At 72.8% G+C, this 26983-nt stretch carries 20 protein-coding genes; 10 read left to right on the plus strand and 10 right to left on the minus strand.

Annotated features, from left to right (window positions below; all coding sequences use genetic code 11):
* Positions 1 to 76: 76 nt before the first annotated feature.
* Complete coding sequence (locus ABD080_RS12815; protein ID WP_343905384.1) at positions 77 to 595, plus strand: PH domain-containing protein; 519 nt, start codon at positions 77 to 79, stop codon at positions 593 to 595.
* Positions 596 to 651: 56 nt separating this feature from the next.
* A complete protein-coding gene (locus ABD080_RS12820; RefSeq protein ID WP_343905386.1) occupies positions 652 to 1593 on the plus strand; it encodes a 3-methyladenine DNA glycosylase in 942 nt (313 codons plus the stop codon).
* 59 nt (positions 1594 to 1652) lie between these two features.
* On the opposite strand, the gene ABD080_RS12825 is transcribed toward ABD080_RS12820, so the two are convergent.
* Complete coding sequence (locus tag ABD080_RS12825; protein ID WP_343905388.1) at positions 1653 to 2594, minus strand: trypsin-like serine peptidase; 942 nt, start codon at positions 2592 to 2594, stop codon at positions 1653 to 1655.
* A gap of 487 nt (positions 2595 to 3081) precedes the next feature.
* Here ABD080_RS12825 and ABD080_RS12830 point away from each other — a divergent pair, with 487 nt between their 5' ends.
* On the plus strand, positions 3082 to 5637 hold the full coding sequence (locus ABD080_RS12830; RefSeq protein ID WP_343905390.1) for a DEAD/DEAH box helicase: 2556 nt from the start codon (positions 3082 to 3084) through the stop codon (positions 5635 to 5637).
* Between the two features lies 1 nt (position 5638).
* Here ABD080_RS12830 and ABD080_RS12835 read toward each other — a convergent pair whose 3' ends face one another.
* The 9 genes from ABD080_RS12835 to ABD080_RS12875 form a co-directional block, all read right to left on the minus strand.
* Positions 5639 to 6928 carry an MFS transporter gene (locus ABD080_RS12835; protein WP_205750637.1) on the minus strand — a complete coding sequence of 430 codons (1290 nt, stop codon included), beginning with the start codon at positions 6926 to 6928 and terminating at the stop codon, positions 5639 to 5641.
* Between the two features lie 146 nt (positions 6929 to 7074).
* Positions 7075 to 7608 carry a glycine cleavage system transcriptional repressor gene (locus tag ABD080_RS12840; RefSeq protein WP_343905393.1) on the minus strand — a complete coding sequence of 178 codons (534 nt, stop codon included), beginning with the start codon at positions 7606 to 7608 and terminating at the stop codon, positions 7075 to 7077.
* A gap of 95 nt (positions 7609 to 7703) precedes the next feature.
* Positions 7704 to 9356: a citramalate synthase gene (gene cimA / locus ABD080_RS12845; protein ID WP_343905395.1), complete on the minus strand. Its 1653-nt coding sequence runs from the start codon at positions 9354 to 9356 to the stop codon at positions 7704 to 7706.
* 7 nt (positions 9357 to 9363) lie between these two features.
* On the minus strand, positions 9364 to 10455 hold the full coding sequence (locus ABD080_RS12850; protein ID WP_343905397.1) for a branched-chain amino acid aminotransferase: 1092 nt from the start codon (positions 10453 to 10455) through the stop codon (positions 9364 to 9366).
* Between the two features lie 41 nt (positions 10456 to 10496).
* Entirely contained in the window at positions 10497 to 11546 is a 1050-nt protein-coding gene (locus ABD080_RS12855; protein WP_343905399.1) for a 3-isopropylmalate dehydrogenase, read from the minus strand.
* A 44-nt stretch (positions 11547 to 11590) separates the two neighbouring features.
* Positions 11591 to 13198, minus strand: coding sequence for a phosphoglycerate dehydrogenase (gene serA / locus ABD080_RS12860; protein ID WP_343905401.1), 1608 nt, complete (start codon positions 13196 to 13198; stop codon positions 11591 to 11593).
* A gap of 211 nt (positions 13199 to 13409) precedes the next feature.
* Positions 13410 to 14441 carry a ketol-acid reductoisomerase gene (gene ilvC / locus ABD080_RS12865; protein ID WP_343905403.1) on the minus strand — a complete coding sequence of 344 codons (1032 nt, stop codon included), beginning with the start codon at positions 14439 to 14441 and terminating at the stop codon, positions 13410 to 13412.
* A 131-nt stretch (positions 14442 to 14572) separates the two neighbouring features.
* The gene (ilvN, locus tag ABD080_RS12870; RefSeq protein WP_240811083.1) at positions 14573 to 15109 is read right to left on the minus strand and encodes an acetolactate synthase small subunit; all 537 of its coding nucleotides are present in this window, start codon (positions 15107 to 15109) and stop codon (positions 14573 to 14575) included.
* A 2-nt stretch (positions 15110 to 15111) separates the two neighbouring features.
* Positions 15112 to 16875, minus strand: coding sequence for an acetolactate synthase large subunit (locus ABD080_RS12875; protein WP_377827313.1), 1764 nt, complete (start codon positions 16873 to 16875; stop codon positions 15112 to 15114).
* Positions 16876 to 17236: 361 nt separating this feature from the next.
* On the opposite strand from ABD080_RS12875, the gene ABD080_RS12880 reads away from it, so the two are divergent.
* The 7 genes from ABD080_RS12880 to cobA all read left to right on the plus strand — a co-directional run bounded on the left by ABD080_RS12880 (position 17237) and on the right by cobA (position 26945).
* Positions 17237 to 18982 (plus strand): nitrite/sulfite reductase, encoded by a 1746-nt coding sequence (locus tag ABD080_RS12880; protein ID WP_343905407.1) that lies wholly within the window; start codon positions 17237 to 17239, stop codon positions 18980 to 18982.
* Positions 18979 to 19845 carry a phosphoadenylyl-sulfate reductase gene (locus ABD080_RS12885; protein ID WP_343905410.1) on the plus strand — a complete coding sequence of 289 codons (867 nt, stop codon included), beginning with the start codon at positions 18979 to 18981 and terminating at the stop codon, positions 19843 to 19845. The genes ABD080_RS12880 and ABD080_RS12885 overlap by 4 nt, the downstream gene beginning before the upstream one ends.
* Complete coding sequence (gene cysD / locus ABD080_RS12890) at positions 19842 to 20771, plus strand: sulfate adenylyltransferase subunit CysD (protein WP_137770530.1); 930 nt, start codon at positions 19842 to 19844, stop codon at positions 20769 to 20771. Before ABD080_RS12885 ends, cysD begins: the two co-directional genes overlap by 4 nt.
* A complete protein-coding gene (locus ABD080_RS12895) occupies positions 20771 to 22096 on the plus strand; it encodes a sulfate adenylyltransferase subunit 1 (protein ID WP_137770529.1) in 1326 nt (441 codons plus the stop codon). Before cysD ends, ABD080_RS12895 begins: the two co-directional genes overlap by 1 nt.
* Before the next feature lie 135 nt (positions 22097 to 22231).
* Entirely contained in the window at positions 22232 to 24907 is a 2676-nt protein-coding gene (gene nirB / locus ABD080_RS12900; RefSeq protein ID WP_137770528.1) for a nitrite reductase large subunit NirB, read from the plus strand.
* On the plus strand, positions 24907 to 25323 hold the full coding sequence (locus tag ABD080_RS12905) for a nitrite reductase (NAD(P)H) small subunit (protein ID WP_137770527.1): 417 nt from the start codon (positions 24907 to 24909) through the stop codon (positions 25321 to 25323). Before nirB ends, ABD080_RS12905 begins: the two co-directional genes overlap by 1 nt.
* A complete protein-coding gene (cobA, locus tag ABD080_RS12910) occupies positions 25320 to 26945 on the plus strand; it encodes a uroporphyrinogen-III C-methyltransferase (protein WP_343905413.1) in 1626 nt (541 codons plus the stop codon). Before ABD080_RS12905 ends, cobA begins: the two co-directional genes overlap by 4 nt.
* Positions 26946 to 26983: the final 38 nt, after the last annotated feature.

Genomic DNA, 26983 nt, shown 5'->3' on the forward strand with positions numbered 1-26983 from the left:
GGGGTGGGACCTATCCTTGCGTCCCTCCCGCGCCACGTCCGTGACGGCGAGCACCCCGCCTCGAAGGAGCGCCACGATGCGCGACCCTGCGCCGCACGTCGGGCCGCGGCTCGTCTACCGCGCGGGGCCCGGCATCCTCTACCGGGTCGCCGTGGGCGTCCTGCTCGCGGGCCTCGCCGTCGCGTTCCTCGGCGGTGCATCGATGTCGCTCCTCAGGCCGGAGCGACCTCGCGTGCTCCTGGCGACCCTCCTGGTCGCCGCGTTCCTCCTTCTCGGCACAGGCGTCGCGCTGCTCCTGCGCCCCGCGTTCATCGTCACCACCGAAGGCATCACGGTGCGCGGCTACGTGCGCACGCGGCGAATGGACTGGGCCTCGATCGCGCACGTGGAGGTGGACAGGTCCTTCTTCGACCGAGGAGCGACCGTGGTCGTGCTCCGGGACGGCCGACGCGTGCGGTGCGCGCTCACCGGCTCACGGTTCGCCCTGCACCGCGGGGAGAGCATGTTCGACCACGGCTCCGACCTCCTGCAGCCCGTGCGTCCCACCCGGGCGGCGATCGACGCCCATCGACGGTGGCTGCGGGGCGGGCGCTGAGCGCGGTCGGTCACGCGCAGGAGCCGGGACCGGCGGGCCGCTGGCACACTGCTGGGATGACCGCCCCTCCCCCGCTCCGACGGATCCCCGCCGACGAGGCGCGCGAGCAGCGCCGCGCCCACGAGGAGCGGGCGGATGCGCTGACCGCCGGCCACCGGGAACGCCGGCGCCGCGGGGAGAAGCATCCGGTCGAGGACTTCCTGTTCACCTACTACCCGTTCTCCGCCGCGCGCCTGCGCCGCTGGCACCCGGGGGTCGGCGTCGCGTACGACGCCGCCGCGGATCGCGACGAGCACGGGGAGAGCGTGATCGCGGATCTCACCGAGGACGGCTCCCGCTCCTGGTACGTCGACGTGGCCGACGGCCCCACGACCTGGCGGCACGCGGACGTCGAGCGCTTCCGCACCGAGCGCGCGAGCGCCCTGGGTTTCATCCAGCGCCTGCTCTCCTCCTCGACGCTCACCGCGCGGCGCCCCGAGTTCGGGTGCTTCGGCCTGCACGAGTGGGCGATGGTCCACGGACTGCGTCCCGGGCGGCAGCGTCACGAGGACCTCCCGCTGCGGCTCGGCCAGGAGGAGACCGACGCGGTCGTCGAGCGGGAGCAGCTCGTGTGCTCCCACCTCGACGCGTACCGCTTCTTCACCCCGAGCGCCGCTCCGCGCAACGCGATCACCCCGAGCCGCGAGCGGCAGGTGGAGCTCGACAACCCCGCCTGCCTGCACGTGGGGATGGACCTGTACAAGTGGGCGATGAAGCTGGGCCCGCTCGTGGACTCCGCGCTCGTGCTCGACTGCTTCGAGCACGCCCGCGCCACGCGGGTGCTGGACATGGAGGCGAGCCCGTACGACGTGCGCCCGCTGGGCTACGGGGTGGTCCCGATCGAGACGCCCGGCGGGAAGGCGGAGTACGTGCGCCGCCAGCGGGAGCTCGCCACCGGTGCGGACGCCCTGCGGGCGCGGCTGCTGGAGCAGCTCGCGCCGCTCACCGCCGACGCCTGAGACGCCGAGGGCCGGCATCTCCAGGGGATGCCGGCCCTCGATCAGGAGGAGGGACGTGCTCAGAGCGCGCCGGCCTCCGCGTACGCGGACTGCGCGTCGGCGCCGAAGTACGGGCCGTACATGACGTTCTTCTGGGTGTTGTAGCCGAAGCTGTTCACCGAGTTCTGGGCCCCGTCGCCGAGGAACCAGGGGCCGCCGGAGGAGCCGCCGGTCATGTCGCAGGAGATGCCCTGGGACTGGGTGTCGCCGATCGTGTCGTCGCTCGCGGTGCCGGAGCAGGACTCGAGGGACTCGCCGTCGAAGGGCGCGGCGGCCGGGTAGCCGTAGGACGTGTACGACGCGCCGCGGGCCTGGTTGAAGGCGATCGCGGTGGTGCCGACGGTGGACTCGAGGGTCGCGGTGCCGCTCTCCGGCTCGACCTTCGCGAAGGCGACGTCGTAGCTGATGTCCTCTTCGGAGACCCACTGGTCGGTCGAGACGAGGTCCGTCGCGGCCCAGGTGCCGTAGGGGGCGTCGCCGTGGTCGTAACCGGGCACGAAGACCCAGTTGGTGGCCCAGGTGCCGGCGTCGTTCACGCAGTGCCCGGCGGTCGCCACGGTCGAGCCGTTGCCGGAGGCGACGGCGTTGCCGGAGCAGACGTAGTCCACGCCGCCCTGGGTGAAGAAGACCTTGCCCACGGTGTCCTTGGCCGCGGCGGCGGCCTGGGGCTTCTTGCCCTTCTCCGCGCTCCTGCCGGCGACGGTCTGGGGCTTGCCCTTCTCGACGGCGTCGGTGACCGGAGAGTCCTCGGGGACGAGGTCCTCCGCGGGGACGGCGGACTCCATGCGGGAGGCGGTCCAGTACTCGTGGGCGTCGGACTGCGCGCTCGAGGAGAGCGTGGTGCGCTCGCTGTCCGGGCCGTCGGCGGCGGCGATGCCGGCGCCGCCCACGGCGAGTCCGGCGACCAGGGCGGCGCCGCCCAGGAGTCGGGAGCAGCGGCGGAGGAGGGGGCGTTGCGTCACGGTGGTGCCTTTCGACAGGTTCCTGGGGAGGGATGACGACCTCGGGAGGCCGTGGCGGCAACCTACGTCACGTGATGGAGGTCACCCGCCCGTTCGTTCCGGCTCCTCCCGGTCCGCCCGGATCGCCTCAACCACCCGTCGACTACTCCTCGGTAGCCAAGCCTTCGCCCGAGCCCTCCGAGCGCCCGTCGCCATCACTGCAGGTCGCTCCGAACTCCGTCGCGCAGTCATCCGAGGGGCTCTCGACCCCCGAGCCATCTTGATCACGATCAGGTAACGATCGCCCGAACGGGGCGGGTCGCGCGGCGGCCCGACGCTCCTCGTCCCAGTGCTCGACCGCGCTCTCCCCCGCTCTCTGCTCGTCGGTGAGCGAGGGGTCCTCGGATCGTCGTGCCGGCATCGTCGTCCTTCCGTCGCAGGAGGCACCGCAGTGCCCGGGCGCTCGAGGGTAGCCGCCCGGGCGCCCCGGCCCTGGCAGACTGGACCCATGCCTGCGCTGACCCCGTTCCTGCCCCCCGACCTCGACGGAGACGGTCAGGACGCGATCGTCGACGGCTTCATCGCCGCGCAGGAGTCGCAGGGCCGCACCCTCTACCCGCACCAGGAGGAGGCCCTGCTCGCGATCGCGGCCGGCGACCACGTCATCGCCGCGACCCCCACCGGCTCCGGCAAGACCACGATCGCCTACGCCGCGATCTTCGCCGCCCTCGCCCGCGGGGAGCGCGCCTACTACACGGCCCCCATCAAGGCCCTGGTCTCGGAGAAGTTCTTCGACCTCGTCGCCCAGTTCGGCGCCGAGCGCGTCGGCATGATGACGGGCGACTCGAGCGTCAACCACGACGCCGAGATCATCGTCTGCACGGCCGAGATCTTCGCCAACCACGCCCTGCGCGACGGCCCCTCCTCCGACGTGGGCCTCGCCGTCATGGACGAGTTCCACTACTACGGCGACCCCCAGCGCGGATGGGCCTGGCAGGTGCCTCTCGTCGAGCTCCCCCGCTGCCAGTTCGTGCTCATGAGCGCGACCCTCGGTGACGTGACCTTCTTCGAGGAGGATCTCCTGGAGCGCACCGGCCGCGAGGTCACCACGATCGCCGACGCGCCCCGACCCGTGCCCCTCGACTTCCGCTGGGCCCTCGAGCCGCTGCCGGACACGATCGCGACGATCCTGCAGGACCGCGACGCCCCCGTGTACATCGTCCACTTCACCCAGAAGGACGCGCTCGAGCAGGCGCAGGCGCTGCTGGGCCAGAAGATCCTCTCCCCCGAGGAGAAGCAGCAGGTCCGCGACATCATCGGCGATTTCCGCTTCGCCAAGGGCTTCGGGCAGGTGCTCTCCAAGCTCGTGCGCGAGGGCATCGGCGTCCACCACGCCGGCATGCTCCCGAAGTACCGCCGGCTCGTGGAGAAGCTCGCGCAGTCCGGCCTGCTGAAGATCATCTGCGGCACCGACACGCTCGGCGTCGGTATCAACGTCCCGATCCGCACCGTGCTCCTCACCGGCCTCGCGAAGTTCGACGGCAAGCGCATGCGGCTGCTGAACTCCCGCGAGTTCCACCAGATCGCCGGCCGCGCGGGCCGCGCCGGCTACGACACCGTCGGGCACGTGGTCGTCCAGGCGCCCACCTGGACGATCGAGTTCGAGCGCGATTGGGCCAAGCAGCGCGCCCGGGAGGAGGCCGGGAAGGCCCCCAACAGCGCGAAGAAGCGCAAGAAGGAGCCCAAGCCCCGGATTCCCGAGGGCGCCGTCTCGTGGTCCGAGGAGAACCTCACCAAGCTCGTCGAGAACGCCCCGGAGCCCCTGCGCCCGCACCTGCGGATCACCCCGTCGATGGAGCTCGCGCTCATCGCCCGCCCCGGGAACGCCGTGAGCGCCGCCCGGCACCTCATCATGACCAGCCACCAGACGACGCGGCAGAAGCTCGCCCTGGTCAAGCAGGCCGCCGAGATCTTCCGCGGGCTCAAGGACGCCGAGATCGTCCAGCTGCTGCCGGAGGCGGACCACCTGGGACGGCGGCTCGCGCTCGTCGAGGACCTCCAGCTCGACTTCACGATGAACCAGCCGCTCGCGCCCTTCGCGATCGCGATGATCGACTCCCTCGACGAGGAGTCGCCGACCCTCGCCATGGACACCGTCACGATCATCGAGTCCGTCCTCGAGGATCCCCGGCAGATCCTGCTCGCCCAGCAGAGCGCCGCCAAGGGCGAGCTGCTCGCCGAGCTCAAGGCCGACGGCGTCGAGTACACCGAGCGGATGGCGCGGCTGGACGAGGTCACCTGGCCGAAGCCGATGGCGGAGGAGCTCGAGGCCGCCCTCGAGATCTACCGCCGCACCCGGCCCTGGGTGCGCGCCGAGGACCTCTCCCCCAAGTCCGTGGTGCGCGAGATCCACGAGACCGGGCAGACCTTCAGCGAGTTCGTCCAGCGCTACGGGCTGCAGCGCTCCGAGGGCATCGTGCTGCGGTACCTCTCCGACGCCTACCAGGCCATGCGCCGCACGATCCCCCAGGACCTGCGCACCGAGGAGCTCGAGGACACGATCGAGTGGCTCGGCGTGCTCGTGCGCGGCATCGACTCCTCGCTCCTGGACGAGTGGGAGGCGCTCACCCACCCCGAGGACGGCCCCGGCGCCGAGGAGGAGGTGCGGCCCAGCTCGCCGCGCGGCCTCTCCGCCCAGACCAAGGTGCTGCGCACCATGGTGCGGGCCGCGATGTGGCAGCGGGTCGAGCACTTCGCCTTCGAGCGCGAGGAGCGCCTCGCCCAGCTCGACGGCGCCGCCGGCTGGGACCGCCGCGCCTGGGCGGACGCCATGGACGCCTACTACGACGCCTACGACGAGGTCGGCATCGACGGCCCCGCCCGCTCACCCCAGCTGCTGCAGATGACCGAGGAGTCGAAGGTGTGGCGGATCCGCCAGGTCCTCGACGACCCCGACGGGAACCACGACTGGGCGATCGAGGCGGAGCTCGACCTCGAGGCGACCGACGAGGCCGGCGAGCCGGTGCTCTCGATCACCCACGTGGGGGACATGGCCTCCCGCTGAGTCACCGGCGGCTCATGCGCACGGTGAGGACCATCGCCCCGACCGCCGCGAGGAGCAGCAGCGCGAGCGCCGGGGCGTAGCTGCCGAGGCCCTGCATCGTCGCGGCCATGAGCAGCGGCGGGACGAACCCGCCGAGCCCGCCCGCGGCACCGACCACGCCCGTCACGGCGCCGATCTCCCCGGCCGGGGCCACCCGCGCGACGAGCGCGAACACCGCGCCGGCGCCGAGGCCCAGCGCCCCGGCGGCGAGCAGGAGCGCGAGCGTGCCCGTGGGGGCGAGCGGCGGGTGCAGCGCGAGGACGGCGGCCGCGACGGTCAGCGCCGCGTAGGAGACCAGGAGCGTGCGGGCGGCGGTGAAGCGGTCCGAGAGCACCCCGCCGAGCGGGCGCAGCAGCACCGCCATGACCACGAAGCCGGCCGTGCACAGCGCCGCCTCCCCCGGCTCGAGGCCGTACCAGCGCACGAGCAGCGTGGGCAGGAAGACGGAGAACGCGACGTACCCGCCGAAGGACAGCGCGTACAGCGCGCTCGCCTGCCAGGTCACGGCCAGGCGGAGGGCCGCGGCCGTCGCCCGCACGGGATCGCCGACGGCCGGGCGCCAGGTCGGGGCGGTGCGCATCGACGTCGCCGCGACCACGGCGAAGGCGACGAGCGCGGTGGCGGCCACGAGGAAGGGCGCCGCCTCTCCCCCGGCCCGCACGAGCGGCACGGTGGTGAAGGCGGCGATCGCCGTGCCGCCCATGCTCGCGCCGTAGATGCCCGTCGCCATCCCGCGCCGCGAGGGCGGGAACCACGAGTTCACGTACGGGATGCCGATCGCGAAGGCCGTGCCCGCGATGCCGAGCAGCAGCCCGCCGAGGAGGAGACCGGCGAGCGAGTCCTGGCCGACCAGGCCGAGCAGCAGCACCGGCACGACGGCGGCGAGCGAGACGGCGGTGAACATGACCCGGCCGCCGAGCCGGTCCGTGAGGGCGCCGATCGGGACCCGGCCGAGCGCGCCGACGAGCACGGGCACGGCCACCACGAGGGAGGCGTCGGTGATCGTGCCGCGCTCCACGAGCACCGGCCCGAGCGGGCTCAGCAGCGCCCAGGCCCAGGAGCTCACGCCGAAGCCGAGCGTGGCGAGCACGAGAGCCCGCACCGCCCCGGCGGGCAGGGTGACGGCAGTCGGGGCGGCGCCGGCGGTGGGGGCGGCGCCGACCTGTGGGGCGAGGTCGACGGACGCGGAGGGATCGACCGCGAGGGCGGGATCGACGGGAGGGGCGGGCGGGGCGAGCGGCGACGAGGTCACGGGGACTCAGCTCTCACGGGACGACGGGTGAGACCTCAGCCTGGGAGCGCCCGCGCTCCCGGACCAGCACCCCGGTCACCGGCAAGACCGTCGATCACGGTTCGGTCACGGAGCCCTCGAGGGCTCCGTGAACACGCCGCCCGGGGTCAGGCTGTCGCGTCGAGGTCCAGGTCCACCATGAGCTCGGCGGCGATCGCCTCGAGGGCCTCGCGCACCTCCGACTCATCGACCCCCTCGGGGAGGCGCACCACGGCCTCCGCCTCGAAGAGCATGCCTCCGCCCTCGGGCGCCTCGCGCGTGAGCGAGCGGAGGGAGTCGATGGTCGCGCCCTGGGAGTGCAGCGCCTCGGTCACCTCACGCACCATGCCCGTGCGGTCCTGGCCCAGCAGGGAGAGCACGAGGCCCGTGCCCGCGGGAGCACCGTCGGCGGCATCCTCCGGGTGCGCGGGCGCGGCCTCGACCTGGAGACCCACGCCCGCCGCTAGCCCGGGCAGGGCGTCGAGGAAGCCGGCCGCCCGCTCCTCGGGGAGGTCCACGCGGACGATGCCCGCGAACTTCCCGGCGAGGAGGGCGAGCTGGCTGTCCACCCAGCTCCCGCCGTGGTCGTCCACGGCCGCGGCGAGGGTGGACACGAGGCCGGGGCGATCATCGCCGATCGCGGTCAGCACATAGGTCAGCATGCGCCCAGGGTAGCGCCCGGCACGCCCCGGGAGGCGGGTTCCCGGACGTCCCGGGCCGCAGGCCGGCGCCCCGCACGAGCGAGCAGGAGGTGAGCTCAGATGCCGAGCTTGTGGAACGCGTAGGTGTACGCGTCCACGATCGCCTCCCAGGCGGCGTCGATGATGTTCGTGCCCACGCCCACCGTGTGGAACTCGAGGCCCGCGCCGCCCGTGCGCACGAGCACCCGGGTCGTCGCATCGGTGCCGTGGTGGGAGTCGAGGATGCGCACCTTGAAGTCCTGCAGCTCGAGCTCGTCGATCTGCGGATAGGTCTCCAGGAGCCCGCGCCGCAGCGCCGTGTCCAGGGCGTTGACCGGTCCGTTGCCCTCGGCGATGGTGACCGAGCGCGAGCTCGGGTCGTCCGCCCGGGCGAGCAGGCGAACCGTCGCCTCGGTCTCGAGGGAGCCGTCGCGCAGCAGGTGCGAGGTCGCCCTCCAGGACTCGACCGAGAAGAACCGCGGCACGCGCCCCATCTCGTCGAGCAGGAGCAGCTCGAAGGAGGCGTCGGCCGCCTCGTAGGAGTACCCGGCTGCCTCGCGCTGCTTGACCGTGGTCGCGAGCCGCGCGAGCAGGTTCTTCTCCCCCGTGAGGTCGAAGCCCAGCTCGCGCCCCTTGAGCTCGATCGAGGCGCGACCGGCCATGTCGGAGATGATCATGCGCATGTCGTTGCCGACCTCGCGCGGATCGATGTGCTGGTACAGGTCCGGGTCCACCCGGATCGCGCTCGCGTGCAGGCCCGCCTTGTGGGCGAAGGCGCTCTGGCCCACGTAGGGGCTGCGCGGGGAGACCGGCATGTTGACGATCTCCCCGATCGCGTGGGCGATGCGGGTGGAGTCCTCGAGCGCGGCCTCCGGCACGAGCTCGAGGCCCATCTTCAGCTGGAGGTCAGCGAGCATCGTGACGAGGTCGGCGTTGCCGGTGCGCTCCCCGTAGCCGTTGACGCAGCCCTGCACGTGGTCGATGCCGGCGCGCACCGCGGTGAGGGCGTTGGCGACCGCGCAGCCGGAGTCGTTGTGCGTGTGCACGCCGAGCCGCACCGGCGCGTCGCCGACGGCGCTCCCCGCGTCCAGGCGCGCCCGGAGGTCCTCGACGATCTCGGTGACCTGGTGCGGGACCATGCCGCCGTTCGTGTCGCACAGCACCACGGCGCGGGCCCCGGCTGCGTGGGCCGCCGCGACCACGGAGGTCGTGTAGGCGGGGTCGTGGAGGAAGCCGTCGAAGAAGTGCTCCGCGTCCACGAACACCTCGCGCCCGAGCGCCACCAGGTGCTCGACCGTGTCCCGGACCATCGCGAGGTTCTCCTCGGCGGTGGTGCGCAGCGCGCCGGTCACGTGGCGCAGGTCCGACTTCGCGACGAGGGTGATCGTCGGCGCGCCGGAGTCCACGAGGGCCTGCACCTGCGGGTCGTCGGCGACCGCGACGCCGGCCTTGCGGGTCGCCCCGAAGGCCGCGAGGCGGGCGTGCCGCAGCTCGAGCTCGCCGGCGGCGCGGGCGAAGAACTCGGTGTCCCGCGGGACCGCGCCCGGCCAGCCGCCCTCGATGTAGGTCACGCCCAGCTCGTCGAGCAGGCGCGCCACGGCGAGCTTGTCCGCGACGGAGAGCGTGAGGCCCTCCTGCTGGGAGCCGTCGCGCAGCGTCGTGTCGTAGAGGTGGAAGCCCGGGATCGCCGCGGGCGCCGAGGTCTCGGGAAGCGCAGGGGTCGTCGTCATGGGGGCCTCAGACCAGGCGGGTGAGCCAGCCGTGACGGTCCGGGACCCGGCCGTACTGGATCCCGGTGAGCTCCTCGCGCAGGGACAGGGTGGTCTCGCCGGAGCCGCCGTCGGCCACGGTCCACGAGCCGCCGTGGGCGCGCAGCTCCCCGATCGGCGTGATCACCGCGGCGGTGCCCGCCGCGAACATCTCGGTGATCTCGCCGGCCGCGATCTGCGAGGTGAGCTCGGCGAAGTCCAGCCGCTGCTCGACGGGCTCGAGGCCGCGGTCCTCCGCGAGGCGCAGGATCGAGTTGCGCGTGACGCCCTCGAGGATCGACCCGGTGAGCGAGGGGGTGAGGATCCGGCCGTCCTTCGTGATCGCGAAGACGTTCATGCCGGAGAGCTCGTCGACGAAGGTGTGCGACTCGGAGTCCAGGAACATGACCTCGTCCGCGCCCTGGGCGGCGGCCTGCTTCTTCGCGAGCAGCGAGGAGGCGTAGTTGCCGCCGCACTTCGCGTCGCCGGTGCCGCCGGCGCCCGCCCGCGCGTACTCGTCCGTCACCCACACCACGAGCGGCTGCACGCCGCGCGGGAAGTAGGCGCCGGCCGGGGAGGCGATGAGGTAGTAGTCCGCGATCGCGGAGGAGTTCACGCCGAGGAACTCCTCGTTGGCGAACATGAAGGGGCGCAGGTACAGGGAGGTCTCCCCCTCCGGCTGCGGGACCCACGGCTCGTCGGCCGCGACGAGCGCGCGCAGCGAGGCCACGAAGTCCTCCACGGGGAGGTGCGGCAGCGCGAGGCGGTCCGCGGAGTGCTGGAAGCGCTCGGCGTTGCGCTCGGGGCGGAAGGTCCAGATGGAGCCGTCCGCGTGGCGGAAGGCCTTGAGCCCCTCGAAGATCTCCTGGCCGTAGTGGAGCACGGCGGAGGCCGGGGAGATCTCGAAGGGGCCGTAGGGAAGGATCTCGGCCTCGCCCCAGCTGCCCTCGGCGGTCCAGCGGGCACGGGCCATGAAGTCCGTGAAGTGCCGGCCGAAGCCAGGGGCGGCGAGGATGCGGGCGCGCTCGTCGTCGCCCACGCGACGGGTGGTGGTGGTCGAGGTGAAGGTGAGCGCGCTCATCGGAGGCTCCTGGGGCGGGACGGGACGGAAGGGGGTGGGGGTCAGCGTTCGGTCACGGCGGCGACGAGCGCGTCGCCGATCGCGACGGTGCCGCGGGCGCCCAGGGAGGCGCGCTCGGCGAGATCGGCCTCGACGGCGTCGCGGACCTTCTGGGCGGGACCCGCGTGGCCGAGGTGGTCCAGCAGCAGGGCCACCGAGAGCACGGTCGCCGTGGGATCGGCGAGGTCCTTGCCGGCGATGTCCGGGGCGGAGCCGTGCACCGGCTCGAACATCGAGGGGAAGGCGCCCGTGGGGTTGATGTTGCCGCTCGCGGCGAGGCCGATGCCGCCGCCGATCGCGCCCGCGAGGTCCGTGACGATGTCGCCGAAGAGGTTGTCGGTGACGATGACGTCGAAGCGCGCGGGATCCTGGACCAGGTAGATCATCATGGCGTCGACGTGGGCGTAGTCCACGCTCACGCCCGGGAACTCCGCGCCGACCTCGTCGACGACCCGGCGCCACAGGTGACCGGCGTGGACGAGCACGTTGTGCTTGTGCACGAGGGTGAGCTTGCCGCGGCGCGCGGCGGCCTGCTCGAAGGCGTAGCGGACCACGCGCTCGACGCCGACGGCGGTGTTCAGGGACACCTCGGTCGCGACCTCGAGCGGGGTGCCCGTGCGCATCGATCCGCCGTTGCCGACGTACGGGCCCTCGGTGCCCTCGCGGACCACGAGGAAGTCGACCTCGCCGGGCTCCGCGAGCGGCGTGGAGACGCCGGGCACGAGGCGGGTGGGCCGCAGGTTCACGAAGTGGTCGAAGCCGAAGCGGAGCTTGAGCAGCAACCCGCGCTCGAGCACGCCCGAGGGGACCTGCGGGTCGCCCACCGCGCCGAGCAGGATCGCGTCGTGCTCGGCGAGGCGGCTCATGTCCTCGTCGGTCAGGGTCTCCCCGGTGCGGTGCCAGCGGCCCGCGCCGAGGTCGAAGGGCGTCGTCTCGACGGTGACGCCCGCCGGCTCGAGGGCCGCGCGGAGCACGCGCAGGCCCTGGGGCACGACCTCCTGGCCGATCCCGTCGCCCTCGATGACGGCGAGGCGGAGGGTCGAGTCGTTCATCTGCTGCTCCTGGAGAGGTGTCGGTCGGGAGTGGAGGGCGGGGATCAGTAGACGAGGTCGGCGGCGTGCACGGAGTGCGCACCGATCTCGCGGCCGATCTCCTCGGCGAGCTCGCGCGGGGCGGCCTCGTCGAGGTCGAGGACGACGAGCGCCTCGGAGCCCTGGGTGGTGCCGGCGCGGGAGACCTGCATGCCGGCGATGTTCACGCCCGCGGCGCCGAGCCGCGCGCCGTACTGGCCGATCATGCCGGGGCCGTCGACGTAGCGGATGACCAGGAGGTGGTCGGAGAGCGGGACCTCGAGCTCGTGGCCGCCGATCTCCACGAGCTTGTGCTCCTGGCGGGCGCCGCTGAGCGTGCCGGCGACGGAGACGACGGAGCCGTCGCGGAGGGTGCCGCGCAGCGCCACGACGTTGCGGAAGCGCTCGCTCTCCTCCTCCGTCTCGAGCTTCACGGAGATGCCGCGCTCCTCGGCCATGACGGGGGCGTTGACGTAGGAGACCTGCTCCGTGACCGTGCCGCGGAACATGCCGCGCAGCGCCGAGAGCTTGAGGGCGGTGACGTCGTGGGTCGCGATCTCGCCGCGCACCACGATCTCGAGCACCTCGGGGGCCTCGGCGGCCAGCGCGGTGAACAGCTGGCCCAGGCGGTCGGCGAGGGCGACGCCGGGCCGCACGAGGTCGTCGAGGGCGCCGCCCGCGACGTTGACCGCGTCCGGCACGAGCTCACCGGCGAGGGCGAGGCGCACGGAGCGGGCGACGGCGACGCCGGCCTTCTCCTGGGCCTCGGCGGTGGAGGCGCCGAGGTGGGGCGTGAGGGTGATGTTCTCGAGCTCGAGGAGCTTCGCGGCGGTCTCGCTCTTCGCCGGCGGCTCGGAGCTGTAGACGTCCAGCGCGGCGCCGGCGATCTGGCCGGTGGTCAGCGCGGTGTACAGCGCCTCCTCGTCGATGAGCCCGCCGCGGGCGGCGTTGACGACGTGGAGGTTCGACTTCGCGATCGCGAACTGCTCAGCGCCCAGGAGGCCCGTGGTCTCCGGGGTCTTGGGCATGTGGACGGTGATGACGTCGCTCTCGCGCATGATCTCGTCGAGCTCGACGACGCGCGCGCCGAGCTCGGCCGCGCGGGCGTGGCTCACGTAGGGGTCGTAGGCGAGCAGCTGGACGCCGAAGGGAGCGAGGCGCTCGGCGACGAGCTGGCCGATCCGGCCGAAGCCGACGACGCCGACGGTCTTGCCCAGCAGCTCGACACCGGTCAGCTGCTTGCGCTCCCACTTCCCGGCCTTGACGGAGGCGTCGGCCCGCGCGAGGTTGCGCAGCGAGGCGAGGACGAGGGCCACCGCGAGCTCCGCGGCGGAGGTGATGTTCGAGGTCGGCGCGTTGATGACCATCGCGCCGGCGACGGTCGCGGCGGGGACGTCCACGTTGTCCAGGCCCACGCCCGCACGGGCGACGACCTTGAGGTTCGGCGCGGCGGCGAAGACCTCGGCGTCGACCTGGGTCGCGGAGCGCACCAGGAGGGCGTCGGCGTCGACGACGGCGGCGAGCAGGGCGGCGCGGTCGGCGCCGTCGACGTGGCGGACCTCCACGTCGGGGCCGAGCACCTCGACGGTGGCGGGCGACAGCTCTTCGGCGATGAGGACGACAGGACTCGTCACGGAATCTCCTCCGGTACAGACGGCGATCGTCGCACTCATCCTCGGGGCGACGCGTATGAGCACAGCGTAATCCGCTGTCCGCCATGCGGTCGCCATGATCACGATCCGAGAAGGTCTCCCGAGGAGCCGTGGACAGCCCCGGACGACGGACGGGGCGGGCGCCCGATCCTGCGATCGGATGCCCGCCCCGCCGTGAGGGGATGCCTCGGGATCAGCGCGCGGCGCTGCCCTCGGTGTAGTCCGCGTCGACGCTCGTGGTGGACCACGAGAACATCTTGCGCAGGTCGCGGCCGACGGTCTCGATCGGGTGCGTCGCCTCCTTCGCGCGCAGCTCCTGGAACTCGGTCGCACCGTTGTCCTGGTCGTCGATGAAGCGCTTCGCGAAGGCGCCGGACTGGATGTCGGCGAGGATCGCCTTCATGTTCGCCTTGGTCTCGTCGGTGACGACGCGCGGGCCGGAGACGTAGTCGCCGAACTCGGCGGTGTCGGAGATCGACCAGCGCTGCTTGGCGATGCCGCCCTCCCACATGAGGTCGACGATGAGCTTGAGCTCGTGGAGGACCTCGAAGTAGGCGATCTCGGGCTGGTAGCCGGCCTCGGAGAGGGTCTCGAAGCCCGCCTGCACGAGGTGGCTCATGCCGCCGCAGAGGACGGCCTGCTCGCCGAAGAGGTCGGTCTCGGTCTCCTCGGTGAAGGTGGTCCTGATGACGCCGGCGCGGGTGCCGCCGATGCCCTTGGCGTAGGCGAGCGCGAGGTCCCAGGCGGAGCCGGTCGCGTCCTGCTCGACGGCGACGATGTCCGGGATGCCGCGGCCCGCGACGAACTCGCGGCGCACCGTGTGGCCGGGGGCCTTGGGGGCGATGAGCAGCACGTCGACGCCCGCGGGGACCTCGATGTAGCCGAAGCGGATGTTGAAGCCGTGCGCGAAGGCGAGCGCCTTGCCCTCGGTGAGGTGCGGCTGGATCGACTCGGAGAAGACCTTCCGCTGGTCCTGGTCCGGGGTGAGGATCATGATGAGATCCGCCCACTCGGCGACCTCGGCGACGGACCCCGTGGTGAGGCCCTCCTCCTGCGCCTTCGCGGCCGACTTCGAGCCCTCGCGCAGGCCGACGCGGACCTCGACGCCGCTGTCGCGGAGGTTCAGCGCGTGGGCGTGGCCCTGCGAGCCGAAGCCGATGACGCCGACCTTCTTGCCCTGGATGATCGAGAGGTCTGCGTTGTCGTCGTAGAAGATCTCCGCCACGATGTGCTCCTTTGTGTGTGGTTGTGTCCGCGCCGGGGCGGGGTTCGCACCCTCGGCGCCGGCGACAGGTCGATCCTATCGCCGTCCGTCTTACGTTGTGAGAGGCCGTCTCAGCCCGTGACCCTCGCGGATCAGCCGAGGAGACTGCGGTCGGTGATCGCGCGACCGCCGCGGCCGATCGCGACCTCGCCGGACTTCACGATCTCGCGGATCCCGAAGGGCTCGAGCATCCCCAGCAGGGCGTCGAGCTTGTCCTGGGTGCCCGTGGCCTCGATGGTCACGGCGTCGGTGGCCGCGTCGACCACCTTCGCACGGAACATCTGGACCACCTCGAGGACCGAGGTGCGCGAGGCGTTGTCCGCGCCCACCTTGATGAGGATGAGTTCGCGCTGGATCGTCTGGCGGGGGTCGAGCTGGACGATCTTGAGCACGTTGACCAGCTTGTTGAGCTGCTTGGTGATCTGCTCGAGGGGGTGCTGGTCCACGTCGACGACCACGGTGATCCGGGAGATCTCCGGGTGCTCGGTGGGACCCACCGCGAGCGAGGCGATGTTGTAGCCGCGGCGCGCGAACAGCGCCGAGACGCGGGTGAGCACGCCGGGCTTGTTCTCGACGAGGACGGACAGGGTCTGGGTGTTCGGTCGCATCACGGAATCGGTGGAGTTCATGCTCAGATGTCCCTCTCCCACTCGGGGCTCATGCCCTGGGCGATCTGGATCTCGTCGTTGGAGACGCCGGCGGGGACCATCGGCCACACCATCGCGTCGGCGCTCACGGTGAAGTCCACGACCACCGGGCGGTCGTTGATCGCCATCGCCGCCTCGATGGTCGCGTCGATGTCCTCGTCCCGCTCGCAGCGCAGCCCCGCGGCGCCGTACGCGTCGGCGAGCTTCACGAAGTCGGGGATGCGGCGCGAGCCGTGACCGGTGTTGAGCTCGGTGTTCGAGTAGCGCTGGTCGTAGAACAGGTTCTGCCACTGGCGCACCATGCCGAGGCTCGAGTTGTTGATGACCGCGACCTTGATCGGGATGTCGTTGATGACACAGGTCGCGAGCTCCTGGTTCGTCATCTGGAAGCAGCCGTCGCCGTCGATCGCCCACACCGGGACGTCCGGGCGACCCACCTTGGCGCCCATCGCCGCGGGGACCGAGTAGCCCATCGTGCCGAGGCCGCCGGAGTTGATCCAGCTGCGCGGGTTCTCGTAGGAGATGAACTGGCTCGACCACATCTGGTGCTGGCCGACGCCCGCGACGAACACCGAGTCCGGGCCGCTGATCGCGCCGATCCGGGAGATGACCTTCTGCGGCGCCGTGAAGCCGTCGGCCGTCTCGGTCCACCCCAGCGGGTAGGAGCTGCGCAGCGTGTCGAGCATCTGCCACCACGCGGCGTAGTCGCGCGGGTCCTGCTCCGCGGCGTCGAGACGGGTGCGCAGCTCCGCGGTGAGGGCGGTCGCGACCTCCCCGGCCTGCCCGACGATCGGGACGTCGGCGGTGCGGTTCTTGGAGATCTCCGCGGGGTCGATGTCCGCATGGACGATCGTCGCGTCCGGGGCGAAGGAGTCCAGGCGACCGGTCACGCGGTCGTCGAAGCGGGCGCCGATCGCGATGATGAGGTCCGCCCGCTGGAGCGCCGAGACCGCGGCGACGGTGCCGTGCATGCCCGGCATGCCGAGCTGCTGCGGGTGGGAGTCCGGGAGCGCGCCGCGGCCCATGAGCGTCGTGACGAACGGGGCGCCCGAGAGGTCCACGAGCTCGCGCACCTCGGCGGAGGCGTTCCCGCGCAGCACGCCGCCGCCGAGCAGGAAGACGGGCCTCTTCGCGGAGAGCAGCAGCGAGGCCGCCTCGCGGATCTGCTTGAGGTGGGGCCGGGCCTCGGGGTGGTAGCCGGGGAGGTCGAGGTCCTCGGGCCACACGAACGGAGCGGTCGCCTGCTGGGCGTCCTTCGTGACGTCGACGAGGACGACGCCCGGGCGGCCGGTCGAGGCGATGTGGAAGGCCTGCTTGATGGTGCGCGGGATGTCCGCGGCGTCCTTCACGAGGAAGTTGTGCTTGGTGACCGGCATCGTCATGCCGACGATGTCCGCCTCCTGGAAGGCGTCCGTCCCGATGAAGGAGGAGCCCACCTGGCCGGTGATCGCGACCATCGGGATCGAGTCCATCTGGGCGTCCGCGATCGCGGTGATGAGGTTCGTCGCGCCCGGACCGGAGGTCGCGAGGCAGACGCCGACCTTGCCGGTCGCATGGGCGTAGCCGCTCGCCGCGTGACCCGCGCCCTGCTCGTGGCGGACGAGCACGTGGCGGAGCTTCTTGGCGTCCAGGAGCGGATCGTAGGTGGGGAGGATCGCGCCGCCGGGCAGGCCGAAGACGACCTCGGCCCCGGCATGCTCGAGGGACTCGACCAGCGCCTGCGCGCCGGTCATCTGCTGCGGGGACATCGTTGCTCCTTCGGATCGCGGACGGGGGACCAGGGGCGGCCGTGCCATGTTCCCCTCCCCCTCTCGGGTCCGTGCCCGCGGATCACGCTGAACACGAAAAAGCCCCTCGGCCTGGGGCTCTGGAGGGGCGCGGAGGACGTCTCGTAGGGACGAACGGGCGTCAGCCGCGCTCGATGACTACGAGAAGGATCTTCTGCATGGGCACACCATAGCCCGCACGACGCCGCCCTCCGCCGGGGCCGTCCAGGATGCGGACCTGCGCGGGACGCCGAGCGGGCGGCACCTCGGGGGCCGGCCATGCGGCGACACATTTCGACCCAAGCATTTGTTCGAGGCCGCATAACGCGTCACTATGGATCGTATGGACAGCCCTGACACCGACCTGCGCACCCCGGCCCCGAGCGCCCCCGCCGCCGCGCCCGCGCGCGTGCGGCCCTCGCGCTCCGGGAAGCCCCAGGGGCAGTGGAAGGTCGACGGCCCCACGCCCCTGAACTCCAACGAGGAGGTCAAGGCCGCCGGCAACGGGCTCGACGTGCGCCGGCGCATCGAGGAGACCTACGCCCGCGAGGGCTTCGACTCGATCGACGGCGACGACCTCCACGGCCGGTTCCGCTGGTGGGGCCTCTACACCCAGCGCAAGCCCGGCATCGACGGCGGCCGCACCGCCCAGCTCGAGCCGCACGAGCTCGAGGACCGCTACTTCATGCTGCGCGTGCGCAGCGACGGCGCCCTGCTGCCCCCGCGCGCGCTGCGCGTGCTCGGCTCGATCGCGACCGACTTCGCCCGCGGCACCGCGGACATCACCGACCGCCAGAACGTCCAGTACCACTGGATCGGCATCGAGGACGTCCCGGAGATCTGGCGACGCCTGGACACCGTCGGCCTCGAGACCACGACCGCCTGCGGCGACACCCCGCGCGGCTTCCTCGGCAGCCCGGTCGCGGGCATCGCGGCCGACGAGATCATCGACCCGACCCCGGTGATCGCGGAGATCAAGCGTCGCTTCATCGGCGACCCCGAGCTCGCGAACCTCCCCCGCAAGTTCAAGACCGCGATCACCGGCCACCCGAGCCTCGACGTCGCGCACGAGATCAACGACGTGTCCCTCGTGGGCGTCGTGCACCCCGAGCTGGGCCCCGGCTACGACCTCTGGGTGGGCGGCGCGCTGTCCACCACGCCGCGCCTCGCGGAGCGCCTGGGCGCCTTCGTCACGGAGGAGCAGGCGGCGGACGTCTGGCACGGCGTCATCCGGATCTTCCGCGACTACGGCTTCCGGCGCCTGCGCAACAAGGCCCGCCTGAAGTTCCTCCTCGCCGACTGGGGCACCGAGCGCTTCCGCGAGGTCCTCGAGACCGAGTACCTCGGCTACGCCCTCGCGGACGGCCCCGCACCGGCCCCCGCGACCGGCCCCGGCGACCACGTCGGCGTGCACCCCCAGAAGGACGGCCGCTCCTACATCGGCGCCGCGCCCACCGTCGGCCGCATCGGCGGGGATCTGCTCACCCGCCTCGCGGACCTCGTCGAGGAGGTCGGCGCGGAGGGTGTGCGGCTGACGGCCTTCCAGAAGCTCGTCGTGCTCGGCGTCCCCGCGGAGCGCGTCGAGGACGCCGTCGCCGGCCTCGAGGGGCTCGGCCTGCGCACCCGGCCCGGCGCCCTCCGCCGCTCCTCCATGGCCTGCACCGGCCTCGAGTTCTGCAAGCTCGCGATCGTCGACACGAAGGACACCGCCGAGCGCACGATCGACGAGCTCGAGACCCGCCTCGCCGACGTCGAGGACCAGCTCGAGGCGCCGATCAGCATGCACGTGAACGGCTGCCCGAACTCGTGCGCCCGCATCCAGACCGCGGACATCGGTCTCAAGGGACAGATCATCACGACCGACGAGGGCGAGCAGGTCCCCGGGTTCCAGGTCCATCTGGGAGGATCGCTGGGACGCCACGACCTCGAGGTGCCGCAGCTGGGACGCACGCTGCGGCAGCACAAGGTCGCGGCGACCGAGCTGGGCGAGTACGTGGAGAGGGTCGTGCGCCGTTACGTCGCAGGTCGCGACAGCGGGGAGACCTTCGCCGCGTGGACGCACCGCGCCGAGGACGAGGAGCTGCGATGACCGAGAACCGACCTTCCACCGCCGCCGACACCGCGGGCGAGTCCCCCGAGCAGCGCACCGCGCGGCTCCGCGCGATCGCCGAGGAGGCCTCCGCGCGCTTCGCCGAGCTCGAGAAGGAGCTGGGCCCCGAGGAGCTCGCGAGCGCCGTCTCCGCCTGGGCCGCCGAGCAGTTCGGCCCCTCCCTCGCGGTCGCGTGCTCGATGGCCGACGCCGTCCTCCCCCAGGTCGTCGCCGCGCACCGCCCGGGCGTCGACGTGCTCTTCCTCGACACCGGCTACCACTTCCCCGAGACGCTCGCGACCCGCGACCGGGTCGAGCAGGAGCTCGACGTGACGATCGTGGACGTGCTCCCCGAGCACACGGTGGCGGAGCAGGACGCCGAGCACGGCCCCCGGCTGCACGACCGCGACCCGGGCGCGTGCTGCGGCATGCGCAAGGTCGCCCCGCTGAAGCGTGTGCTCTCCGGCTACGACGCCTGGGTGACCGGCGTGCGCCGCGAGGAGGGACCCACCCGCGCCGCGACCCCGGTCGTCACCTGGGACGAGGGCTTCGGGCTGGTGAAGATCAACCCCCTCGTGACCTGGAGCTACGACCGGCTCATGGCGTACTCCTCCGAGCACGGCCTGCCCGAGAACCCGCTGCTGCACCAGGGCTACCCGAGCATCGGCTGCCTGCCCTGCACGCGCGCCGTCGCTCCCGGCGAGGACCCCCGTGCGGGCCGCTGGGCCGGCAAGGAGAAGACCGAGTGCGGGCTGCACCCGTCCGAGGGCGGCACCGGCACCGAGCAGGACGCCCAGGGCGCCCCGATCGCGGCCGTGCCCCTGCAGCTGATCACCGTGAACACCGCCGAGGAGGACCGATGACCACCGTCGCCCGCCCCCCGCAGGAGCTCGGCGCGCCGACCTCCCTGCTCGACGCCCTCGAGAGCGAGGGCATCCACATCATCCGTGAGGTGGTCGCGGAGCTCGAGCGCCCCGTCATGCTCTTCTCCGGCGGCAAGGACTCGGTGGTCATGCTCCACCTCGCGGTGAAGGCCTTCTGGCCGGCGCCCGTGCCCTTCCCCGTGCTCCACGTCGACACCGGCCACAACTTCCCGGAGGTCCTCGAGTTCCGCGACCGCACGGTCGAGCGCCTCGGGGTCGAGCTCAAGGTCGCGCGGGTCCAGGACTACCTTGACGACGGCCGGCTCGAGGAGCGGGCCGACGGCACCCGCAACCCGCTCCAGACCCTCCCCCTCCTCGACGGCATCGAGGACGGCCGCCACGACGCGGTGTTCGGCGGCGGCCGGCGCGACGAGGACAAGGCCCGCGCCAAGGAGCGCGTGGTGAGCCTGCGCAACTCCTTCGGGCACTGGGACCCCAAGAACCAGCGTCCCGAGCTGTGGCACCTCTACAACACGCGCCACCGCCCCGGGGAGCACGTGCGCGTCTTCCCGCTGTCGAACTGGACCGAGCTCGACGTGTGGCGGTACATCGCCCGCGAGGGCATCGAGCTGCCGTCCCTGTACTACGCGCACGAGCGCGAGGTCGTCGAGCGCGACGGCATGCTCCTCTCCCCCGGCGAGATCGTGCCGCTGCGCGAGGGCGAGGCCACCTCCGTGCGCACCGTGCGCTACCGCACCGTCGGCGACGTGTCCTGCACCGGCGCCGTCCCCTCCGAGGCCCGGGACGTCGAGGCCGTCCTCGCCGAGGTCGCGGCGACCACCGTCTCGGAGCGCGGCGCGACCCGCGCGGACGACCGCATCTCCGAGGCCGCCATGGAGGACCGCAAGAAGGAGGGCTACTTCTGATGAGCACCGCATCACTGCTCCTGGATCCCACGGGATCCGCCGAGGGCGGCTCCGGCCCCACCCTCCTGCGCATCGCGACCGCCGGCAGCGTGGACGACGGCAAGTCGACCCTGATCGGCCGGCTCCTGCACGACACGAAGTCCGTCCTCGCGGACCAGCTCGCCTCCGTCGAGGCGGCGAGCCGTCAGCGCGGCTGGAAGGGCGAGCTCGCCGATCTCGCGCTGCTCACCGACGGCCTCCGCGCCGAGCGCGAGCAGGGCATCACGATCGACGTCGCCTACCGCTACTTCGCGACGGCGACCCGCTCCTACGTGCTCGCCGACACCCCCGGCCACGTGCAGTACACGCGCAACACCGTCACCGGCGCCTCCACGGCGGACGTCGTCACGGTCCTCGTCGACGCCCGCAACGGCGTCGTCGAGCAGACGCGCCGGCACCTCGCGATCGCGGGCCTGCTGCGTGTCCCCCACCTGGTCGTCGCCCTGAACAAGATCGACCTCGTCGAGAACCCCCAGCAGGTGCACGAGGAGGTCGTCTCCCAGCTCGAGGAGATCGCGAGGACCCTCTCGATCGCCGACCTGCGCGTGGTGCCCGTCTCCGCGCTGCACGGCGACAACGTCGTGACCCCGTCGGAGAAGACGCCCTGGTACACGGGGCCCACCCTCCTGGACCTGCTCGAGTCCTTCCCGGGCGGCCAGGACCTGCGCGAGGGGCCCTTCCGCCTGCCCGTGCAGCTCGTGATCCGCCCCCAGCAGGGCGCCGTGGACCCCGCGCACGTGGACTACCGCGGCTACGCGGGCCTCATCACCTCCGGCTCGATCGCCGTGGGCGACGAGGTGGGCGTGGCGGGCTCCGGCCGGAGGACGCGGGTTGTCGGCATCGACCGCGGTCCCGAGTCCGTGGACCGCGCGGAGGCCGGCATCGCCGTGACCCTGCGCCTGGCCGACGATCTCGACGCCTCGCGCGGTGACCTCATCGCCGGGGGCGACCTGCCCGTCACGGCGGAGTCCACGACCGCGGTGCTCTGCTGGCTCGCGGAGAAGCCGCTCGTCCCGGGGGCCCGGGTGCTCGTCAAGCACGGCACCAGCACCGTCCAGGCGCGCGTCACCGCGCTCCTCGAGAAGCTCGACATCGCGGCACTCGAGCGGGTGCCCGCGGAGCAGGGCGAGCTCAACGACCTCGTCCGGGTCGAGCTGGCCTTCGCCCAGCCCCTCCCCCTCGAGCCCTACGGCGCGAGCCGCGAAGGCGGCTCGTTCATCGTGATCGACCCGCAGAGCGGCACCACGCTCGCCGCGGGCATGGTCGGGGCCGAGCTGCGCGCCTGAGCCGCTCGCCCGTCGGACCGACCGGTCCGACGGGCGAGCGTTCACGGAGAACAGGGCCGGAAGTCCTGCGGTGCGGCCCCGGGGGGAGTCCACAATGGCGGCAGCACCTCGCCGACCCGCCAGGAGAACGTCATCATGACCGTCCCCGCTCCCTCGCCCCTCGTCCCCGTCCGTGCGCGCTCACCGCTGGACGGCACCCGCCTCCTCGTCCTCGGCGGCGGCATGACCGGCCACCGCCTCGCAGCGCGGCTGCGCGCCGAGGACCCGGACGGCGACTGGTCCCTCACCGTGATCGGCGAGGAGCCGCAGCGGCCGTACGACCGCGTGCACCTGTCGGACTGGTTCGATCATCACCACGAGGACCTCCTGTCCCTCGAGACCGGCGTGTGGGACGACCCCCGCATCACGCTCGTCACCGGCGACAAGGCCGAGTCCCTGGACCGCTCCGCGCACACCGTCACCTGCGCCTCCGGCACCGTCCACGAGTACGACCGGCTCGTGCTCGCGACCGGCTCCTGGGCCTGGGCGCCGCGCGCCGAGGGCAAGGACCTGCCCGGCTCGTTCAGCTACCGCACGGTCGCGGATGTCGAGTCCCTCGCCGCCTGGGTCGCCGAGCGCGGCGAGACGCTGGGCCGCGAGGTCCGCGGCGTCGTCGTCGGCGGCGGCGTGCTCGGCCTCGAGGCCGCGGCCGCGCTGCAGGGCCTCGGCGCCCACTCGACCGTGGTCGAGTTCGCGGACCGCCTCATGGCCGTCCAGCTCGACGACGGCGGCGGCGAGATGCTGCGCCTGCTGATCCAGGACAAGGGCATCGACGTGCGCACCGGCGTCGGCGCGACCGCGTTCCGCCCCGCCGCGGACGGCGCGATCGGCACCGCCGAGCTGACCGACGGCAGCGAGCTGCCCGCGGACGTCGTCGTCTTCTCGACCGGAATCCGCCCCCGCGACCGGATCGGGCGCGAGGCGGGCCTGGCGGTCGGCGAGCGGGGCGGGATCGTGGTCGGCGAGAGCTGCCAGACCTCCGACCCGGACATCTGGGCGATCGGCGAGTGCGCCTCGTTCGAGGGCGTGTGCGCGGGACTCATCGCCCCCGGCAACGACATGGCCGACGTCGTCGTGGACCGCTTCCTCGGCGGCACCCGCACCCATAGCCGCGGCGAGGGCGGCACGAAGCTCAAGGGCGTCGGCGTCGACGCGGCGGCCTTCGGCGACGTCAACGCGATGACCCCGGACGCGCTCGAGGTGTCCTTCGTCGACCCCGTGCACCGCCAGTACCGCAAGCTCGTCCTGAGCGACGACGCGACGACGCTGCTCGGCGGCGTGTTCGTCGGCGACATCTCCCTGTACTCGCAGCTGCGGCCGCTGACCGGGCGCGCCCTCGGGGCGGACCCGTCGGCCGTGATCGCCCCCGAGGGCGGCGGCGACGCGCTCGCGGGCGCCGAGCTGCCGGACGACGCCGTCGTCTGCTCGTGCAACAACATCGCCGCGGGTGCCGTGCGCCACTCGGTCAACGAGCAGGGCTGCCACACCGTCGGCGCGATCAAGGAGTGCACGACCGCCGGCACCGTCTGCGGCTCGTGCGTCCCCACCCTCACGAAGATCCTGAACCAGGAGCTCGCGAAGAGCGGCATCGAGGTCTCCCGCGCCCTGTGCGAGCACTTCGACCACTCCCGCGCCGAGCTGTACAAGCTCGTCGAGGAGGGCGGCCAGGAGACGTTCACCGAGGTCGTCGCCGCGCACGGCACCGGGGCGGGGCGCGGCTGCGCGGTGTGCCGCCCGACGGTCGCCTCGATCCTGTCCTCGCTCGGCGCGCTCGCGGGCAAGCGGCACAACCCCGTCGGCCGCCAGCTCGGCTCGCTCCAGGACACGAACGACCACGTCATGGCGAACATTCAGAAGGACGGCACATACTCGGTCATCCCCGCGATGCCCGCCGGCGAGGTCACCCCGGAGAAGCTGCTCGTCTTCGCGCAGGTCGCGAAGGACTACGGCCTGTACGTGAAGGTCAACGGCGCCCAGCGGATCGGCATGTTCGGGGCGCGCCTCGAGCAGCTGCCCGAGATCTGGGAGCGCCTCGTCGCAGCCGGGTTCCAGTCCGGCCACGCCTACGGCAAGTCGCTGCGCATGGTGAAGTCGTGCCTCGGCACGAACTGGTGCCGCTTCGGCGTCGGAGACTCGACCGCGATGGCCGCCCGCCTCGAAGCCCGCTACCGCGGCCTGCGCTCCCCGCACAAGCTGAAGATCGGCGTCTCCGGCTGCGCCCGCGAATGCGCCGAGGCCCAGGCGAAGGACGTCGGCGTGATCGCGACGCACCGCGGCTGGAACCTGTACGTCGGCGGCAACGGAGGCGCCCAGCCCGCGCACGCCCAGCTGCTCGTCGAGGATCTCGACGACGAGACGCTGCAGCGCTGCATCGACCGCTTCCTGATCCTCTACATCCGCGAGGCGGACAAGCTCCAGCGGACCGCCCGCTGGGTCGAGGAGTACCCGGGCGGCATCGCCGAGCTGCGACGCGTGGTCGTCGAGGACTCCCTCGGCATCGGCGAGGAGCTCGAGGCCGCGATGCAGCGCCACGCCGACTCGTACGTCGACGAGTGGGCCGAGGCGGTCAACGACCCGGAGCGCCGCGCCAAGTTCGTGTCGTTCATCAACGCCCCGGACCTGCACGACAAGAGCCTGCGCTACGTGATCGAGCGCGAGCAGATCCGCCCGGCGCGCTCCGAGGACGATCCGGCCGACACCTTCCCGACGCCGCTCGCGGCGAAGGAGCACGCCCTCGCGGGCGCCGCCCAACTCTCGCAGGAGGACCAGTGATGACCGCCCCCGCCGACTCCCTCGTGGCGATCTGCCCGCTCGAGGCCCTGACCCCGGAGCGGGGCTCGGCCGCGCTGCTGCCGGACGGCACCCAGATCGCGGTGTTCCTGCTGGACGACGGCAGCGTGCACGCCGTCCAGCAGCACGACCCCTACTCGGGATCGAACGTCCTCTCCCGCGGCCTGGTCGGCACCCACCGGCTCACGGCCGAGGGCGAGGACGCGGAGAGGCTCGTCCCCACCCTGTCCTCCCCCATGTACAAGCAGACCTGGGACCTCTCGACGGGGGCCGTCATCGATGCCGGCGGCGGTGCGAAGAAGCCGATCCGGGTGTTCGACGTCGAGGTCCGCGACGGTCAGGTGCACGTCGCCACCGCCCCGCGCCCGGGCACGGGGTCGCAGGACGACGAGGCGTGAGCGGGCAGCCCGCGTCCCGCCCTGCTGAGGGCCCACAGGTCGAGGCCCGCCTGGTCGAGGCCCGCCTCGAGCCCGGGACTGTCGCCCTCGTGGGCGGCGGCCCCGGCGCGTGGGACCTGATCACGGTGCGTGGCCTGACGCTGCTGCGCCAGGCCGACGTGGTGGTCGCCGACCGGCTCGGCCCGCGCTCCCTGCTCGATGAGCTCGCGGACGACGTCGAGGTGATCGACGTCGGCAAGCGGCCCGGCGCGCACCCCCTCTCCCAGGAGGCGATCGGGGCGCTGCTCGTGCGGCTCGCACAGGACGGGCGCCGCGTGGTGCGCCTCAAGGGCGGGGATCCGTTCGTTCTGGGCCGCGGCGGCGAGGAGGTCCTCGCCTGCCGCGCCGCCGGGATCGACGTGATGGTCGTGCCGGGCGTGACCTCGGCCCTGGCCGGCCCCGCCGCCGGCGACGTGCCCGTCACCCAGCGGGGCACCGCCGTCGCCGTGCACATCGTCAACGCCCACGGCGACCTCGGCCCCGCGGACCTCGCGGCCCTCGCCGATCCCGGCACCACGACCGTGCTGATGATGGGCGTCGGGTGGCTGCCGCGGCTCGTCGCCCAGGCGCTGCTGAACGGCATCTCCCCCGCGACACCGGTCGCCGTGGTGCAAGAGGCGACCCTCCCGACCCAGCGGACGGTGCGCGGCACCCTCGCCGACATCGAGCAGGTCGTCGCGGACGCCGGCATCGGGCATCCCGCGGTGATCGTGGTGGGGCGCACCGCCGCGGACGGCTTCCTGCACCCGGAGGAACTCGCCGCCGCGGCCGACGTCCCGGCGCACGGCGCGGGGCGCGAGGCCCTCGCGGAGGGTGCGGAGATCGCCGAAGGCCTGACCGCCGACGGTCTCCCGGCCCCCGCCGCTCCCGGCACGGCGCCGGTGCTGATCGGCTGCTCCCACGGCACGCGCTCCCGGGAGGGCCGCGACGTGCTGCGCGCCCTGCTGACCCGGATCGCCGCACAGGCCCCGGGTCCCGTGCGTGAGGCGTTCGTGGACGTGCAGGCCCCCGACGTCCGGGCCGTGGTCGCCGCCCATGCGGAGCTCGCCGAGATGCGCACCCGAGAGGCGGAGACGGTGCAGGCCGTGGTCGTGCCGCTGCTGCTCTCCGTCGGCTATCACGTGAAGGACGACATCGGCGGGGCGGTCGCGGGGCGCGCCGCGACGGCCGCCGGACCGCTCGGCCCCGACCCTCGGCTCGCCGAGGTGATGGCGCAGCGTCTCGACGAGGCAGGTCTGCGCGACGGCGACGCCGTCGTGATGGCCGGGTCCGGCACGCGGGATCCCGAGGGGGTCGCGCAGGTCGAGGAGATGGCGCGCCTGCTCTCAGCGAGGCTCGGCCGAGAGGCCACCGTCGGGTTCGCGTATGCGGCGACGCCGTCGGTCCCAGCTGCCGTGGCCGCGGCGCGCGAGGGGCTGCCGAAGGGCGGCCGGGTCGTCGTCGCGAGCTACGTGCTCGCCCCCGGTCACTTCCATGACCTGGTCTCCGGCGCCGGGGCCGACGTCGTCGCCGCGCCCCTCGGCGACCACGAGCTCGTCGCCGAGATCGCGCTCGAGCGCTACGAGGCCGCACTCGGGGCGTGAGCGGGAGTCCTCGCAGCGTCTGATCGACTGGTCTGCCG

It is taken from the genome of Brachybacterium rhamnosum (genome assembly GCF_039526185.1).
Lineage (GTDB): Bacteria > Actinomycetota > Actinomycetes > Actinomycetales > Dermabacteraceae > Brachybacterium > Brachybacterium rhamnosum.